Origin of the sequence: Phocaeicola acetigenes, assembly GCF_027529745.1 — a bacterium.
In the GTDB taxonomy this organism is placed as follows: Bacteria; Bacteroidota; Bacteroidia; order Bacteroidales; family Bacteroidaceae; genus Phocaeicola; species Phocaeicola acetigenes.
On sequence record NZ_JAPZVM010000008.1, the window covers coordinates 54,786 to 70,903 of the forward strand.

The 16,118-nt window shown below is 42.7% G+C and carries 14 protein-coding genes; 5 read left to right on the top strand and 9 right to left on the bottom strand.

Annotated features, from left to right (window positions below; all coding sequences use genetic code 11):
• The first annotated feature begins 5 nt into the window (after positions 1 to 5).
• The 5 genes from O6P32_RS09820 (at position 6) to O6P32_RS09840 (ending at position 8,729) form a co-directional block, all read left to right on the top strand.
• Entirely contained in the window at positions 6 to 1,586 is a 1,581-nt protein-coding gene (locus tag O6P32_RS09820) for a RagB/SusD family nutrient uptake outer membrane protein (protein WP_269878302.1), read from the top strand.
• Between the two features lie 139 nt (positions 1,587 to 1,725).
• The gene (locus tag O6P32_RS09825) at positions 1,726 to 4,656 is read left to right on the top strand and encodes a GH92 family glycosyl hydrolase (RefSeq protein ID WP_269878303.1); all 2,931 of its coding nucleotides are present in this window, start codon (positions 1,726 to 1,728) and stop codon (positions 4,654 to 4,656) included.
• A 33-nt stretch (positions 4,657 to 4,689) separates the two neighbouring features.
• On the top strand, positions 4,690 to 6,306 hold the full coding sequence (locus O6P32_RS09830; RefSeq protein WP_269878304.1) for an MGH1-like glycoside hydrolase domain-containing protein: 1,617 nt from the start codon (positions 4,690 to 4,692) through the stop codon (positions 6,304 to 6,306).
• A gap of 12 nt (positions 6,307 to 6,318) precedes the next feature.
• A complete protein-coding gene (locus O6P32_RS09835; protein WP_408636059.1) occupies positions 6,319 to 7,743 on the top strand; it encodes a glycoside hydrolase family 125 protein in 1,425 nt (474 codons plus the stop codon).
• 32 nt (positions 7,744 to 7,775) lie between these two features.
• Positions 7,776 to 8,729 (top strand): ROK family protein, encoded by a 954-nt coding sequence (locus O6P32_RS09840; protein WP_269878305.1) that lies wholly within the window; start codon positions 7,776 to 7,778, stop codon positions 8,727 to 8,729.
• A gap of 80 nt (positions 8,730 to 8,809) precedes the next feature.
• On the opposite strand, the gene O6P32_RS09845 is transcribed toward O6P32_RS09840, so the two are convergent.
• The 9 genes from O6P32_RS09845 to O6P32_RS09885 form a co-directional block, all read right to left on the bottom strand.
• Positions 8,810 to 9,661 (bottom strand): mechanosensitive ion channel family protein, encoded by an 852-nt coding sequence (locus O6P32_RS09845; RefSeq protein WP_269878306.1) that lies wholly within the window; start codon positions 9,659 to 9,661, stop codon positions 8,810 to 8,812.
• A 15-nt stretch (positions 9,662 to 9,676) separates the two neighbouring features.
• Positions 9,677 to 10,288: an L-threonylcarbamoyladenylate synthase gene (locus tag O6P32_RS09850; RefSeq protein WP_269878307.1), complete on the bottom strand. Its 612-nt coding sequence runs from the start codon at positions 10,286 to 10,288 to the stop codon at positions 9,677 to 9,679.
• Between the two features lie 75 nt (positions 10,289 to 10,363).
• Positions 10,364 to 10,651 carry a winged helix-turn-helix domain-containing protein gene (locus tag O6P32_RS09855; protein WP_269878308.1) on the bottom strand — a complete coding sequence of 96 codons (288 nt, stop codon included), beginning with the start codon at positions 10,649 to 10,651 and terminating at the stop codon, positions 10,364 to 10,366.
• Positions 10,636 to 11,262, bottom strand: a complete 627-nt coding sequence (locus O6P32_RS09860; RefSeq protein WP_269878309.1) for a hypothetical protein — start codon at positions 11,260 to 11,262, stop codon at positions 10,636 to 10,638. The genes O6P32_RS09855 and O6P32_RS09860 overlap by 16 nt, the downstream gene beginning before the upstream one ends.
• A 7-nt stretch (positions 11,263 to 11,269) precedes the next feature.
• Complete coding sequence (locus O6P32_RS09865; protein ID WP_178265961.1) at positions 11,270 to 11,494, bottom strand: 2TM domain-containing protein; 225 nt, start codon at positions 11,492 to 11,494, stop codon at positions 11,270 to 11,272.
• A 377-nt stretch (positions 11,495 to 11,871) separates the two neighbouring features.
• Entirely contained in the window at positions 11,872 to 12,957 is a 1,086-nt protein-coding gene (locus O6P32_RS09870) for a glycoside hydrolase family protein (protein WP_269878311.1), read from the bottom strand.
• 265 nt (positions 12,958 to 13,222) lie between these two features.
• Positions 13,223 to 14,791: a peptide chain release factor 3 gene (locus O6P32_RS09875; RefSeq protein ID WP_178265963.1), complete on the bottom strand. Its 1,569-nt coding sequence runs from the start codon at positions 14,789 to 14,791 to the stop codon at positions 13,223 to 13,225.
• Positions 14,792 to 14,883: 92 nt separating this feature from the next.
• Positions 14,884 to 15,429, bottom strand: coding sequence for a DUF4924 family protein (locus O6P32_RS09880; protein WP_178265964.1), 546 nt, complete (start codon positions 15,427 to 15,429; stop codon positions 14,884 to 14,886).
• A 6-nt stretch (positions 15,430 to 15,435) separates the two neighbouring features.
• Positions 15,436 to 16,095: a LysE family translocator gene (locus O6P32_RS09885; protein WP_178265965.1), complete on the bottom strand. Its 660-nt coding sequence runs from the start codon at positions 16,093 to 16,095 to the stop codon at positions 15,436 to 15,438.
• Between the last annotated feature and the right edge of the window lie 23 nt (positions 16,096 to 16,118).

Sequence of the window (16,118 nt, forward strand, 5' to 3'; positions counted from 1 at the left end):
ACAGTATGAAACTGAATAAACTTTTATATATATCTTTATTTTTACCGTTGTTCAGCTCTTGTTCACTTGACCGAGAACCTTATGGACTGAACAATCTGTGGAGTTCTGAAGAGAATGCCCAAAAAGCATTAGACGCAGCCTATGTTCCACTCTACGAAGAAGAAGGTTTTGGAGAAGGACACTGGTGGGCTGGCTTACTTAGCGATGACATGGTCATAAACCGCGAAGATGCAGCCATGGGACAGTTAAGCAACTTTACTGCTGTAACAAATACCTATTGGGCGATGTACGATAACTGGAAAGTAATGTACAAAGTCATCCGTCGTGCTAATGACGTATTGGCAAATGTCCCCAATATTGAAATGGCTGAAAGCAAGAAAAGAATTATGCTGGGAGAAGCTAACTATTTATGTGCATTCTCTTATTTCTTCCTTGCAAAACGTTATGGTGGTTTGCCTTTCTATGATTACAACAATCCTACCGAGTTCAACAAACCTCGTGAAACAAAAGAACAGACTTACAAAAACATTGAAACCTACCTGCTGAATGCCATCGAATATTTTAGAGACATTGATGGACAACCTCTGTGGGAACGTACCAGCGATGATTGGGGACGTCCTAATTTGGGAGCAGCATACGGTTTGCTGGCAAAAGTATATGCACACTGGGGAAAGATGGACAAGTGTAAGGAAATGGCATGGGAAGTTATCAACTCCGGCAAATATTCACTGGAAAAAGCAAACGACAACGGATTTGATTATCTGTTCTCACCTGCAGGAGAAAAGAGCAATGAAGTGTTGTTCAATCTGACTCAGCTTCCAGAACGCCACAAATGCTCTATCATTTCTGTAGTACCAATGTCTTCTTCACTGACTGGAGGTACAGGATGGTTTTATTTTGCTCCAACACAGAGCTTGAGAGATGCGTTTAAGGAAGGAGACTTAAGACGTAAAACTACAGTAGCTCAAGACGGTGATGAATATTCTTGGATCGGCAAGACTTTTGTCCTGAAAACAAATCCTACAGAGCAAGACAGACAGGAAATTGAAGCAGAAGGAAAGACACTGGGTAATATCAATGACATGACAACCGGATACATGTGTGTAAAATATGCAAATGCTTATTCTACTATGAGCGGTTGGGTATGGGAACCAGGAGCTGATGTGCCTTTGCTGCGTTACTCTGATGTATTGCTTTTGTATGTAGAAGCACTGATGAATGAAAAAGGATTGAACAGCAGTAACCGTGATGCAATGACTTCGGATGCAACAATTCTGAAATATTTCAACGAAGTACATGAACGTGCTTTCGCTCAGACACCGGGATATGACCACAAAGACCAGATTAACTTTATGGATTTGGTGAACGAACGTCGCTGTGAGTTAGCTTATGAAGACGAACGTCATTACGACTTGGTTCGCTGGGAAATGGCAAAAGAAGTATATGCACAAGGTAATTCACCGCGTAACTTCGATCCGGCAAAACATAGACACATGCCTTTACCTCAGAGCGAAATAGAAAACAGCAACGGAGTATTGATCAACAATCCGGCACCTGGATATTCAGACTTCGGTAACGCACAATAATCTCAAGACTTATTTAATGTCTTTATAAAGACTCACATTAAATATTTCTATTAACTTTGTCATTCTGACGGATACAGGCAGTTCTTGCTACAACGTCAGAATGACATTGTTTATTATTAGGCACATTTAATTAATACACATGAAAAAAACATTATTCTTTTTAATGGGGGTATGTCTTTTAGGAGCATGTACAACCAATACAGAAGAAAATAAGACAGCTACAGAGTATGTAAATCCATTTATCGGCACAGGTTTTCACGGACACACTTACCCGGGAGCTACTGTTCCTTTCGGAGCAGTCCAACTCAGTCCGGATACACGCAGAGGAGACTGGGATGCCTGTTCCGGCTATCACTACTCAGATTCTACGTTATTAGGATTTTCACATACCCATTTAAGTGGTACCGGATGTATTGACTTGGGCGATATCCTATTCCGTCCTACAGTAAACGATGTCACCCTCCAAACACAAGGAGACATTTATCGTCCGGCTTCGTTCTCTCACCACACAGAAAAAGCTGTACCCGGATATTATAGCGTCACATTAGACGATGAACAAATCAAAGCAGAGCTGACTGCCACAACTTATGCCGGCATGCATCGGTATACATATCCAGAAGGAAAAGAAGCTCGTATTATTATAGATTTAGCTCATCTGCTGACAGAGGAATTTATCTACGAAGCAGAGCTGAAACAGACTGCCGACAATGAACTGGTGGGTATGCGAAATACAAGAGGATGGGTAGACAATCAGCATATCTATTTCGTAGCACAGTTCTCCAAGCCACTGAAATCGGTTCAATTCATCAGCGATGGAAAAGAAACAACTGATGCGAAAGAAGTGAAAGGAAATCGTATACAAGCTGTAGCCGGATTCGGTCAGGAAAAAGAAATTGTAGCTAAAGTAGGAGTTTCTGTAGTAAGCATCGACAATGCACGGGAAAACCTTAACCATGATATACCTCATTTTGACTTCGACTCGATACGTAATCAGGCTTTAAACAGCTGGAATCAGGTCATGGATAAAGTACAGGTTAAAGGAGGTACAGAAGCTCAACGTACCAATTTCTATACCGCATGGTATCACTCATTGGTAGTACCCAATACTGTAAGTGATGTAAATGGAGAGTATCGCCGGCATGACATGAGCATTGGCAAAGTAGCTCCAGGAAGAAAAATGTATTCTACTTTCTCTACATGGGATACCTTCCGTGCATGGAATCCACTTATGACACTGACCGATACAACACTGGTAAACGATATGGTCAACTCCATGCTTGCTATGTACGATGCATCCGGAGAACTGCCTCTGTGGCCTCTGTCTGCCGGAGAAACCGGTACCATGATTGGTTATCACTCTACTTCGATTATTGCAGATGCTTACCTGAAAGGAATTCGGGGATTCGATGCAGAGAAAGCATTACAAGCCATGATTGCATCTTCTGAAAAGAATAAGAAAGGCGCTGATTATTATATCAAATATGGCTTTATCCCTGCTAATATTAAGAAAGAATCAGTATCGTGTCTGCTTGAGTTTGCTTACGATGACTGGACAATTGCACAAATGGCCAAAGCCATGAACAAGCAGGATGTATACGATACCTACATTGCACGCTCCCAGAATTACATCAACGTATTCGATGGAAAGACAAAATTCTTCCGTGGCAAGAGAATGGATGGAAACTGGGCCAACGGATTCAATCCTTTTGAACCGGGACGTGACTATACTGAGGCAACTGCATGGCAGTATCGTTTCTTCGTGCCTCACGATGTAAACGGTATGATACAACAGTTTGGTGGAATTGAAGCCTTTACAGCTTGTCTGGATTCATTGTTCTCTGTCAGTTCAGAATTGCATGGAGAATTGGTAGATATCACCGGATTGATTGGTCAGTATGCACACGGAAACGAACCGAGCCATCATATGGCATATCTGTACAACTACGTAGGCCAGCCTTGGAAGACTCAGGAAATGACTCGCCGTCTGCTGGATGAAATGTATGCTCCTACTCCGGAAGGTATCATCGGTAACGAAGACTGCGGACAGATGTCGGCATGGTATATTCTGTCGTCTATGGGATTGTATCCTGTATGTCCGGGAAGCAATGAATTCTCGTTGACAACTCCTTTGTTCGAACAGACCACACTGAAACTGGCCAATGGAAAGACACTGACCATTACCGCCAACCATCCGGACAAAAATGTATACATCGATAAAGTTGAACTGAACGGACAGGTTATTGAAACCAATTACCTCACTTACGAACAGTTGATGCAGGGAGGTACACTAGCATTTACACTGACAAACAAGCCGAACCACACCCGTGGTACCGAACCATCCGCTTATCCTCATTCACACACCGAAGGTGAAGTTGTATCTACTCCTTATGTCGATCAGGACTTGGATTTGTTTACCAATCATATTGATGTAGAACTGGCTTCTGCTACAGAAGGCTGTCAGATTCACTATACATTAGACGGTAGTGAACCTACTGCAGCATCTCCTGTATACTCTTCTGCGTTAAGCATAGACCAGACTACTACCATCAAAGCAAAAGGATTCAAGGAAGGCTATCAGGCCAGCCGTACACTGACTATACAGGCAACTAAGGCTGAATTCCGTCCTGCCTTGTCTGTTTCTGCCGGAAAGCAAGGTACTGCCTACACTTATGTAGAAGGATACTTCCAAAAAGTAGCCGACCTGAAAAACGGTAAAGTAATAGAAAAAGGAGTCATGCCGGAACCTTCTATCAAGAACGCCAAACAGCCCGACCACTTCGGTTATACATTCGAAGGACTGATTAATGTACCCGAAGAAGGTGTCTATACCTTCTATACCCGTTCGGACGACGGTAGTGTGTTGTACATCGACGGTGAAAAAATTGTAGACAACGATGCCTCACATGCAGCCATCAGTGCCACAGGACGCATTGCTCTGCAAAAAGGTTTTCATTCATACAAACTTCTTTATTTCGAAGACTATGAAGGAGAAGAATTGGGTTGGGGCTGGAAACGTCCCTCTGGAAACAAGATGGAAAACATCCCTGCAAATTTGTTGTATGTGAAATAAATATTTAAACCTGATAATAAAAAACAAGTATTCATGAAAGCACCTCATTCTTTTATTGCCTGTCTCGTAACCGGACTGAGCTTTCTTTCTTTGAATGGAAATGCACAAAGTTGCGGCAACGACAGCATCTACAAACTGCCGTATAAAGACACTTACGTCAAAGAGCAGTTGGTAGCAGAAAATACATTTCGTATTGCAAAGCCGAAATATACTTCACTACCAAAAGACTTTGCACAAGCTAAGGAAATTCTTCCTAATCCGATATGGAACGGACACGAAGAAGAGCTAAAAATGTATTGGCGTGCCTGGGAAATAGCTGTGGGTAATATCCGCAATCCGGAACCGGGTTCGGGATTCGTGATGCCTTATATCGATACGGCTTACAATGGTAATATCTTTATGTGGGACAGTGCCTTCATTCTGATGTTTGCACGTTACGGTGCCCGTTACTTCCCCTTCCAGTATACGCTGGATAACTTCTATGCCAAGCAGCATCCGGACGGTTTTATCTGCCGTGAAATAAAGGGTAATGGAGCCGACTGTTTCGAACGCTATGACCCGGTAAGCACCGGACCGAATCTGATTCCCTGGTGCGAAATGGCATACTACCATCAATTTGGAGATACAGAACGCCTGCATAAAATATTTCCTGTTTTATGCGCCTATTACAAATGGTTGAAATTGAACCGTACCTGGCGTAACGGTACCTACTGGTCGAGCGGATGGGGTACCGGTATGGACAATATGCCCCGTGTAAAACAGGGATACAATATGATATTCAGCCACGGACATATGATTTGGCTGGATACTAACCTGCAGCAACTGTTTACCGCCAATCTTCTGCTGGAAATGGGCTTCTACCTCGAGCGCTGGCAAGAAATAGAAGAACTGGAAGACGAAGCAACCATGCTGAAAAAATACATCCGTGAAAATATGTGGGATGAAAAGACCGGATTCCTGTACGACCAGTATGCCGACGGTTCTTTGAGTACTACTAAGGGGATTGGTGCATATTGGGCACTTTATTCTGATGTGCTGAATGACGACCAACTCAAACGCATGGTCAGCGAATTGGACAATCCTGCTACCTTCAAACGGAAATTCCGTGTTCCTTCTTTGTCGGCAGACAATCCCCGTTACAAAGCAAACGGACGTTACTGGCAAGGAGGAATCTGGCCCAGCACCAACTATATGGTTATGAACGGACTTATGGAAAAAGGATTCCGTAAAGAAGCCCGCGAAATAGCATTAAGCCATTACGACCAGGTATTTCAGGTTTACAAAAAAACCGGAACATTCTGGGAATATTATGCACCCGAATCGGCAGATCCCGGATTTATGGCTCGTGACGAGTTCGTAGGATGGGGAGGACTTGCTCCTATCGGCGAATTAATTGAATTTATTATCGGTATCAGAGGAGATTATACAGAAAAACAAATTGTATGGGATATGAATCTGACCGAAGCCAACGGTATCGAACGCTATCCTTTCGGACCGGATGGAAGCATTACCATGAAAGCTGCTGCACGCCATTCTGCATCCGATAAGCCAAAAATTGAAGTGGAATCCAATATTCCATTCGAATTGGTCGTACTCTATGGCGACAAGAAAGAAGTATTCAAAGTAACACCTGGAAAAAATAATTTTTAATATTTGAGAACCATGAAAAAATACCAATGGATTGTAGGAGCGATGCTGGCTTTAAGCCTCTCCTCCCCCACCCAGTCTTTTGCTCAGACTAAAACACAATATCAGTCGAACCGCCCTGCTGTAGATGACAGACATTTTACGTCGGAAGCCATCGAAAAGATTATAGCCGAAGTAAAAGAAGCTATCAAAGATCCTAAACTTCGCTGGATGTTCGAAAACTGTTATCCTAATACACTGGATACAACCGTAAAATTCCAGATGAAAGGCAAGAAACCCGATACTTTCGTACTGACGGGAGACATTCATGCCATGTGGCTGCGCGACTCTTCTGCCCAACTGTGGCCTTATCTGCAACTGATGCAGCATGACAAAAAACTGCAACAGCTCATCGCAGGCCTCATCAACAGACAGGCAGAATGTATTCTGCTCGACCCTTATGCCAATGCGTTCAACGATGGTCCTACAGGAAGTTTTTGGGAATCGGACAATACTCAGAATATGCGTAAAGAATTGCACGAACGTAAATGGGAATTGGATTCTTTGTGCTATCCTATCCGTATAGCTTATTTCTACTACATCCTCACCGGAGATACTTCTGTATTCGATCAGGTATGGAAAGACGCCATGAAACTGGCTGTAAAGACCATGAAAGAACAGCAGCGTAAAGAAGGCAACGGACCGTACAGTTTCACACGTAACTGCGAAAAACCGACAGACTCTCAGATTAACGGGGGATTCGGTGCACCGGTAAAACCGAATGGAATGATTGTCTCTGCATTCCGTCCGTCAGACGATGCAACCCAATACGGATTCCTTATCCCATCCAATATGTTTGCCGTAGTATCTCTCCGCCAATTGGCAGAAATACAGCAGAAGGTGTACAAGGACGAAGCATTTGCCAACGAATGTCTGGCTTTGGCACAGGAAGTAGACGATGCCATCCAGAAACATGCCATCGTAAATCACCCCGTTTGTGGAAAAGTATATGCATTCGAAGTAGACGGTTTCGGCAACAGCCTGTGTATGGACGATGCCAACATTCCAAGCCTTTTGGCTGCTCCTTACTTGGGATACTGCAAACAGGATGACCCGTTGTATCAGAATACACGCAAACTGATATGGAGCGACAACAATCCTTATTTCTTCTCGGGAAAAGACGGTGAAGGAGTAGGCGGACCGCACGTAGGACTGAATTACGCATGGCCTATGAGTATCATCATGAAAGCAATGACCAGCAACAATCCGGAAGAAATCAAAGAATGTCTTAAGATGCTGCGCGATACAGATGCCGGTACCGGATTTATGCATGAATCTTTCAATGTAAACAATGCAGCCGACTTTACCCGTTCGTGGTTTGCCTGGGTTAATACCCTCTTCGGAGAACTCATTGTAAAAGTATACCACGAATATCCCGAAATATTGAAGGGAGATTTATAAACTTCATTTCATAACTTATTCATCCATCAGCTATGAAAGAATATGTAATAGCACTCGATTTAGGCGGTACGAATTCGGTTTTAGGACTGGTCGACAAAGAGGGAAAGATTCTGAACCGTTCGTCCTTCAAAACCGGAGATTGCCCAACCATAGAAAGTTACGTGGCCCAGTGCACAGAAAGCGCACGGGCACTTATCTCTCAGGCAGGAGGAAAAGAGACAATCAAAGCATTCGGTATCGGAGCACCCGATGTAAACTATTGGGACCAGACCATAGAAAATGCAACCAACCTGCCTTGGAAAGGAATTGTCCCACTGGCTGCCTTGCTGGAAAAAGAGCTGGATATTCCCGTATACATGACCAACGATGCCAAAGCAGCTGCCTTGGGAGAAATGTTGTACGGAGCAGCACAGGGAATGAAAGATTTTATCATGATTACGCTGGGCACAGGAGTAGGCAGCGGTATTGTTGTCAACGGTGAACTGGTATACGGGAAACGCAGTTTTGCCGGAGAACTGGGGCATACTTCTGTACGTCCGGAAACCGGCAGAGAATGCCCTTGCGGACGCAGAGGATGTGTAGAAGCATACTGTTCGGCTACCGGAGTCGTGCGTACTGCTCACGAACTGTTGGAGCAAAGCAAAGAAGAAAGTCTGCTGCGTAAACTTCCGAAAGAAACACTTACTTCCAAAGATATTTACGATGCGGCAATACAGGGAGACAAATTGGCCAACCAGATTTTCGAACTGACAGGAAGTCTGTTGGGAGAAGCCTGTGCCAATTTTGCCACATTCTCCGATCCGGAAGCATTCATATTCTTTGGAGGACTGACCAAAGCTGGAGATTTACTGATGAAACCTCTGACACAGACCTACGAACAGACTGTATTCGACAATTATAAAGGTACAGCCCGCTTCCTGATTTCTCAATTGGACGATGCCGATGCAGCCCTGCTGGGAGCTGCTGCATTAGCCTGGACCAGATAAGAAGAAAGTTTCAAATACAAAAAAATACCGCAGTCTTTCGAATGCGGTATTTTTTTATTTCATATTTTCTGTTCACGAACTTAATCTTTTGCCTGATGAACAGTAAGCTGTGGGAACGGGAATCCGATACCTTCTTTATTAAAGGTTTCATACACCACCTTATTCAAGTCGAAATAAACGTTCCAGTATTCTTCTGTAGAAGTCCATACGCGCAATTTAATATCGACACTGCTGGCTGAAAGTGCCCCCAAACCAATGAATGGTGCAGGATCCTGCAGGATACGGCTATCTTCCTTGATAATACGTTCCAGTACCTCTCTCACCCGGTTATAGTCTTCGCCATATTCCACGCCAATCACCAGTTCTACACGGCGTTTATCCTGCTTACTGTAATTTACAATCGCATTACTGCTCAACGAGCCGTTGGGTACATAAATCACCTTATTTTCCGGAGTAGTAAGAATCGTATGGAAAATCTGTATCTCACGTACAGTACCTCCCACCTTCTGGGCATCCGATTCAATATAGTCACCTACCTTAAAAGGCTTAAATACCAATATAATCAGTCCTCCGGCAAAGTTGGACAGATTTCCGGATAAAGCCATACCGATAGCCACACCGGCAGAAGCCAGCAAGGCTGCCAAACTGGTAGTTTCAACCCCTAACTTACTGATAATAGCAAAAGCCAATACCAAATTCAGTGTCAGGTTAAGAAAACTTCTCAAAAAAGTCTGAACGCTGATTTCCAGCTTCCGCTTTTCAAGAATCTTCACTACAATACGACTAATCTGTTTTATCAGGAAACGGCCCACAATATAAATAATCACTGCGGACAAAATACTCTTCCCAACCTCTATTCCCCAATCTGCCAGTTTACCCAGAAAATCATCCAATGTCATTTTCTGAGTGACACTAAGTAATGTTAACAACATAATTCTACAATTTATTTATTCATTCAATATTCCTTTTCCCTGACGGATTATTTCCGGTTCGTCATTACAACAATAAATCACGGTAGAAGGTTCAGTACCTCCCATTCCTCCGTCGATAACCAAGTCTACTTCATCTCCCCATTTTTCATCTATCAGTTCGGGGTCCATCACATATTCCACATCTTCCTCCTCGTCCAGAGGCACGGTAGTAGTCAGAATAGGTGCATCGAGCAAGCGACAGATTTCACGGATAATCGGATTATCAGGCACACGTATTCCCACTTCCTTTCTGTTGCGGAAAATCTTGGGCAAACGGCTGTCTGCATTCAGAATAAAAGTAAACGGTCCGGGAAGATTCCGCTTCATCAGCTTAAACGTGGCATTCTCCACCCGCGCATATTCGCTGATGTTACTCAAGTCATAACAAATTATAGACAGATTATGTTTACGCGGGTCCAATCCTTTCAGCTTGCAGATACGTTCTATCGGTCTTTCTTTCAGCGCATGACAACCGATGGCATACATCGTATCGGTGGGATAGATAATGATTCCACCTTCGTTTAATACATCAATTACCCTTTGCAGAATATTCGGATTGTTGTTTTTATCATACAGTTTCAATCTCATATTTCAATCCTCCTTTCCTACAAAGATAGCACTTTCATGCAGAGGAACAAAGAATCCCACCGAACATATCTTTTATTACAGACCGGAAAAATAACTTTTCAATGCTTCTACATATTCTGCCATTGCCTCCCTCCCTTTCGGGGTCATGCGGCAAACAGTACGCGGTTTCTTTCCTGCAAAGCTTTTTTCAATCTCTATATATCCGGCTTCACTCAATTTGTCAAGCTGGATACTGAGATTTCCGGCTGTAGCCTGTGTCTTCTCTTTCAGATAAACAAACTCAGCCTCTTCTGCCGAAAGCAGGATAGACATTACAGCCAGACGAAGCTGAGAATGAAGTAAAGGGTTTAGTTCTTTGAGCATATCTGTTTTGCCTTTCTGTTAATAATATGTCCCGGAACAATCATCATAAACACAAACGAAAGTCCGAAATAAAGATACCAGTGTAGCACATGTGCTTCGCCTATGGTATACGATGCCAGCATATAAATGGCAAACACAAAGGCGGCCAGCGGAGAGTAAGTTGCCCACGCCTCTTTAATTACTATACCGGTAATGGAAGTCCCTATTCCGCAATAAAGCAGTGCCAAAGGCAACATAAGGGAGAAATCTCCCCGACCGTATACAAAAGTCAGAGCAACGATCACCAGCACAGTCAGTATAAACAAAGCACCAATCACCTGCCATACCTGTATTACCACCCGGTCTATATAAGTAACCACCGGAGTCTTACGCCCACGCTGCACAAATTTCAATATACCCCAAAAAGCAAACATGGCAAACCACCCTAAAGCCCATACATTGTTTCCGGTAGAGGTGACTAATACAAACAACAGCACCGACAGTAGGGTTGAAAAATATCCCCAGGCCAGAAACTGATTGCCACTGCCTACTTCCATATTCTCGCGTGTAGAACGAATCATCTGAGAGATTAGTTCCAGACTTTCCCTTTCAGTCAATTTCTTTTCTTCCATAATTGCTTTATTTTCGTTCGTTATTTTCTTCTGTATAATATAGGGATATCAGTTCCATGACCAGACTCAATCCCCAACCGGCTATTACCCATAATACCCACCAGTAAGAAGGGGTAAATACATAGTTCATGACGGATAGAAAAATACACATCACGATATAGTGCGCTACCTTCAATTTCATTTTCACAGACCATACTTTCGTATTGCCAGTATTGCTGTTCATTGCATCCATAAGTTATGCTTTTTTAATATTACAAAATGGTTTATTTTATAAACTACATGCAGTTAAATAAAAGCAAGGAGGCGCGCATCTCTCTTGCTTTCATCGCAAATATAAATAAGTTTATTTTATAAACCAAATGAAAATAAAGTTTTTACAAATATTTTTTCAATTTACATATCAAAAAAGGCAACTATTATACATTTACAGACATTCAACCTCTCCAGACAAGTCATCGTACTGTAATTGTTCAGTTGTATAGCCGACGACGTCGAATATACAATCGACAGCGCCGGCTATACATCCAGCGTCGCCAATTACATATTCAGCGACGCTGATTACATCATACAAGTACAGTCCGTTACAAATCCAAACAGACTAATAACAATCTATTTCTTCAATGGAATAACCATGTTCCATGTCTTCTCAAAATCCCATTGTGCACGACCTACACCTACCGCAGCGAATAAATAAGCAGGTTTTCCATCTTCAAACAAAATAAACGGGCGCTCAAAATTAACCGGAGTAGAAACCGTATTATCATTCCAGCGAATCGTTCTGGAATAGGCTTTTACAGGAGAAGACAAAGTCCAATCTATTCCATTCTCCGATACGGCATGTACACCACCTCCCACTTCACCACAGATGTGTCCGAAACGGTCTTTCATGACCAGTTCATAATGGTCTTTTTCCCACCATACAAAAGGATCTTCCACATCACTTTCTTTATTTTTTTCTGTGGCAAACTGAAAAATAGGATTTTCTGATATTCTATGATATTCTCCCTGAGGATGATCTGCTTCTGCTACCCCCAACAAAAGAGGTGGTTCCGAGCTCTTTTCCGATGATTTATACATAAGAAATATTTTTCCTGTTTTCGGATTCACAACCGGAGAGGGATTACTGGTAATTGTAGCATCCCAATGTCCCGGGCGAGGTTCTATCACTGGCTTATCCATTCTCTCCCACGGACCATAAAGCGATTTTGCAGATGCCACTCCGATACGTTTATTCACCCATGCTTTTTCAAACCAGTCGTCTACCAACTTTGATCCTGGCTGAGGACGAGGATAGTCGTATGTGGTTCCTACATAAAATAGATAATATTTTCCTTCATAATAGATCACACGTGGATTCATGGCACACTTTCCATCAAAATAAGTAGAGTCCCTCGGTCCTATCGCTATATCAGAAAACACATACGGTCCTTCCGGAGTATCCGATACGGCATGAGCAATCTCCGTATTGGTCACCCAATTCCCGAATTCCAAACTTTGGGGCCACATATCAGCAAACATATGATATTTTCCATCCTCTCCTTTTATCACAGAGGATCCCCATATCCAATACCCGTCTCTCATAAAACCGGCCTCCTTGGGAGCAGGCATCAGCTTGTCAATAAAAGCTTCTTTCTTTTCGACAGTACATGAAACAAACAGTACAACGAACAAAGACAAATACCACCAATTTTTCATAGCATTTACAAATAACAACAAATCGTTAAACTTTTAATAGATATATTATTTTCAATAACTTATATTACTAAGTTCCGTATTGAATATTTTTCAGTAGCTTGCAGACGATATAAAGACAGTCGGGAAAATATTAAAAAGAATGGGTATCGTACCTCAACAAGTTACAAAGGTGAAAATAAAAAAGTGTGCTTCATAGCGTCCATCCAAGTCTGTTTTCACAGCAGAAAAGGTCTGAAGAGTTTTTCTCTTCAGACCTTTTTGTGTATTAAAATTCACTTGTAAAGTGGAACTTAATATGCTTGAAATCCATCTGAGCCATCTGGAGTACATAACCGCTGTCGGCCAGGAATACATCGCGTCCTTCGCGGTCTTTGGCCATATACTGGTACTTACGTTTTTTGAACGCTTCCAACTCTGCAGGATCATCACTTTCTATCCAGCAGGCTTTATACAGGCTAATCGGTTCCCAACGGCATTTTGCGTTATATTCGTTTTCAAGACGATACTGGATTACCTCAAACTGCAGCTGTCCTACAGTACCGATAATCTTGCGGCCGTTGAACTGATTGACAAACAACTGAGCCACACCTTCGTCCATCAACTGATCGATACCCTTGTTCAACTGTTTGGTTTTCATCGGGTCTGCATTCTCAATATACTTGAACATTTCGGGAGAGAAACTTGGCAATCCCTTGAAGTGCAAGTTCTCGCCTTCGGTCAGCGTATCTCCGATTTTAAAGGTACCATTATCCGGCAAACCGATGATATCGCCAGCCCAAGCCTCATCTACAGTAGTCTTACGCTGTGCCATGAACTGAGTCGGCGATGAAAAACGCATTGTCTTGTTATGACGTACATGCAGATAAGGAGTGTTACGGGTAAACTTACCGGAACATACCTTACAGAATGCTACACACGAACGGTGATTCGGGTCGATATTGGCTGTAATCTTGAATACAAATCCGGTAAACTTAGGCTCATCGGGATTTACGGTACGCTCTTCGGCCATCACCGGACGCGGACTCGGTGCAATCTCCACAAAACAGTCGAGCAATTCCTGTACACCGAAGTTATTCAATGCCGAACCAAAGAAAACCGGCGCCAGTTCGCCTTTCAGATAGTCTTCAATCTGGAATTCCGGATAAACACCATCAATCAACTCCAGTTCGCTACGGAGTTTCTCTGCCAAAGGAGTTCCGATATGATTGTCCAGATCTTCGGTATGAATATCAACTTCCACTTTCTCTGTTACCACCTGCTTGGACGGTTGGAACAAATTCAGTTTCTGTTCATAAATATTGTATACGCCTTTGAAACGGGGACCACTTTCGATAGGCCAGGTAAGCGGACGTACATGAATAGACAATTCCTCTTCCAGTTCGTCGAGCAAATCGAACGGATCTTTTGCTTCACGGTCCATCTTGTTGACGAAGATAATAACCGGCGTATTTCGCATACGGCATACCTCCATCAGCTTACGAGTCTGACTTTCCACACCCTTCGCACCATCCACCACGATGATAACACTGTCTACTGCAGTCAATGTACGGTAAGTATCTTCTGCAAAGTCCTGGTGACCCGGAGTATCCAAAATATTAATCTTGTAGTCGTGATAATCGAACTCCATTACCGAAGTGGTGACAGAGATACCACGCTGCTTTTCAATATCCATCCAGTCGGATGTAGCCGTTTTCTTGATTTTGTTCGATTTTACGGCTCCCGCCACCTGAATCTGCCCTCCGAACAGCAACAGTTTTTCGGTCAACGATGTCTTACCGGCATCCGGATGCGCAATAATCGCAAAGGTTCGTCTTCTTTCTATTTCCGCGTTCATTATATTGATCTATCTAATTATTTTTCAAGTCTATCTATATACATTTAACTATAAAAAGCACACTACAGTGTGCTCGTACAAAGAGAGCTCTCTTACTCGAAATCCAGTTCTCCCTGTTTGTCCTTTATGTAATATCCTGCAAGAATAGCCAGCAAATCTCCCACTACTTTGAGCGCCTTCTGTGTTTCTTCACTGATGGTCTTTTTCTGCAGCTTCAGCATCAAGACCCCATACATGGCATCAAAGCAGGTTTCCAGTTCAGGAGCATCCTTATCCGCTCCCTTAGCACGAAGTTCCACAATAAAAGGCAGAGCCTTATAATAGGCAGCACTGTAATAAGGAAATTTAGGCGAATGAAGCAAACGCAAATGCAGGTCTGTAAGCCACACAATTACATTCTTATTGATTTGAATATGCCCTTTTTCCATGACTCCCTCGTCATGCATCATATTTATCAAATCCTGATACCATTGCTCCAGGGCTTTTTTCTGTTCTTCGGTTATGGGATACGGATCGATAATATTCTTCCGTATTTTTTCCATATCGAAACCATTGGCACGAATCAAGTCCTCAATCTGCCACATATACAGCAGATACTCTGCAATATTCTGTTGTTTTAACTGTTGAGAAATATACATATCTTGTTACGAGAAAGATTTTCCAGTAATTGCCATCACAATACCTACTACAGATGCAATCATAACGACTACTCCGATAATGCGGTTCAGTATCCAAATACCCCGTACATTAAAACGGGTACGGACTTTGTTTACAAAATACGTAATACCAAACCACCAGGCCAATGCCCCTATCACAATAGCCAGATATCCTACCAGCTGCAATTCCAGAGGACTTCCCGGCATGACAAAAGAAAAACGGGCAAAAAGACCGATAAATAAGAATATAATCAAAGGATTGGAGAATGTAACGAAGAAAGCCGTAACAAAATTGTGCAAATAAGTACCGCGACTGGCAGAAGTAGGCCGGAGCGATTTCACCGGATTGCTGCGAAAAGTATAAATACCAAAAGCCAACAGCATAATGCTACCTACTACCTGCAGAAAAATCTGATGTTTCAGAATCAGCTCGTCCATAAAACTCATGCCATAGCCAGTTATCAAGGCATAGCAGATATCACTTAAGGCAGCTCCCAAACCTGTTACAAAACCAAACCAGCGTCCCTTGTTCAATGTTCGTTGAATGCAAAGTACGCCGACAGGACCCAGCGGGGCAGACACAACCACTCCCACAATAATCCCTTTTATTAAAATATCCAGTATGGTAACCTGCTCTATCCAATTCATAATGCAAAGATGATACTTTTTTA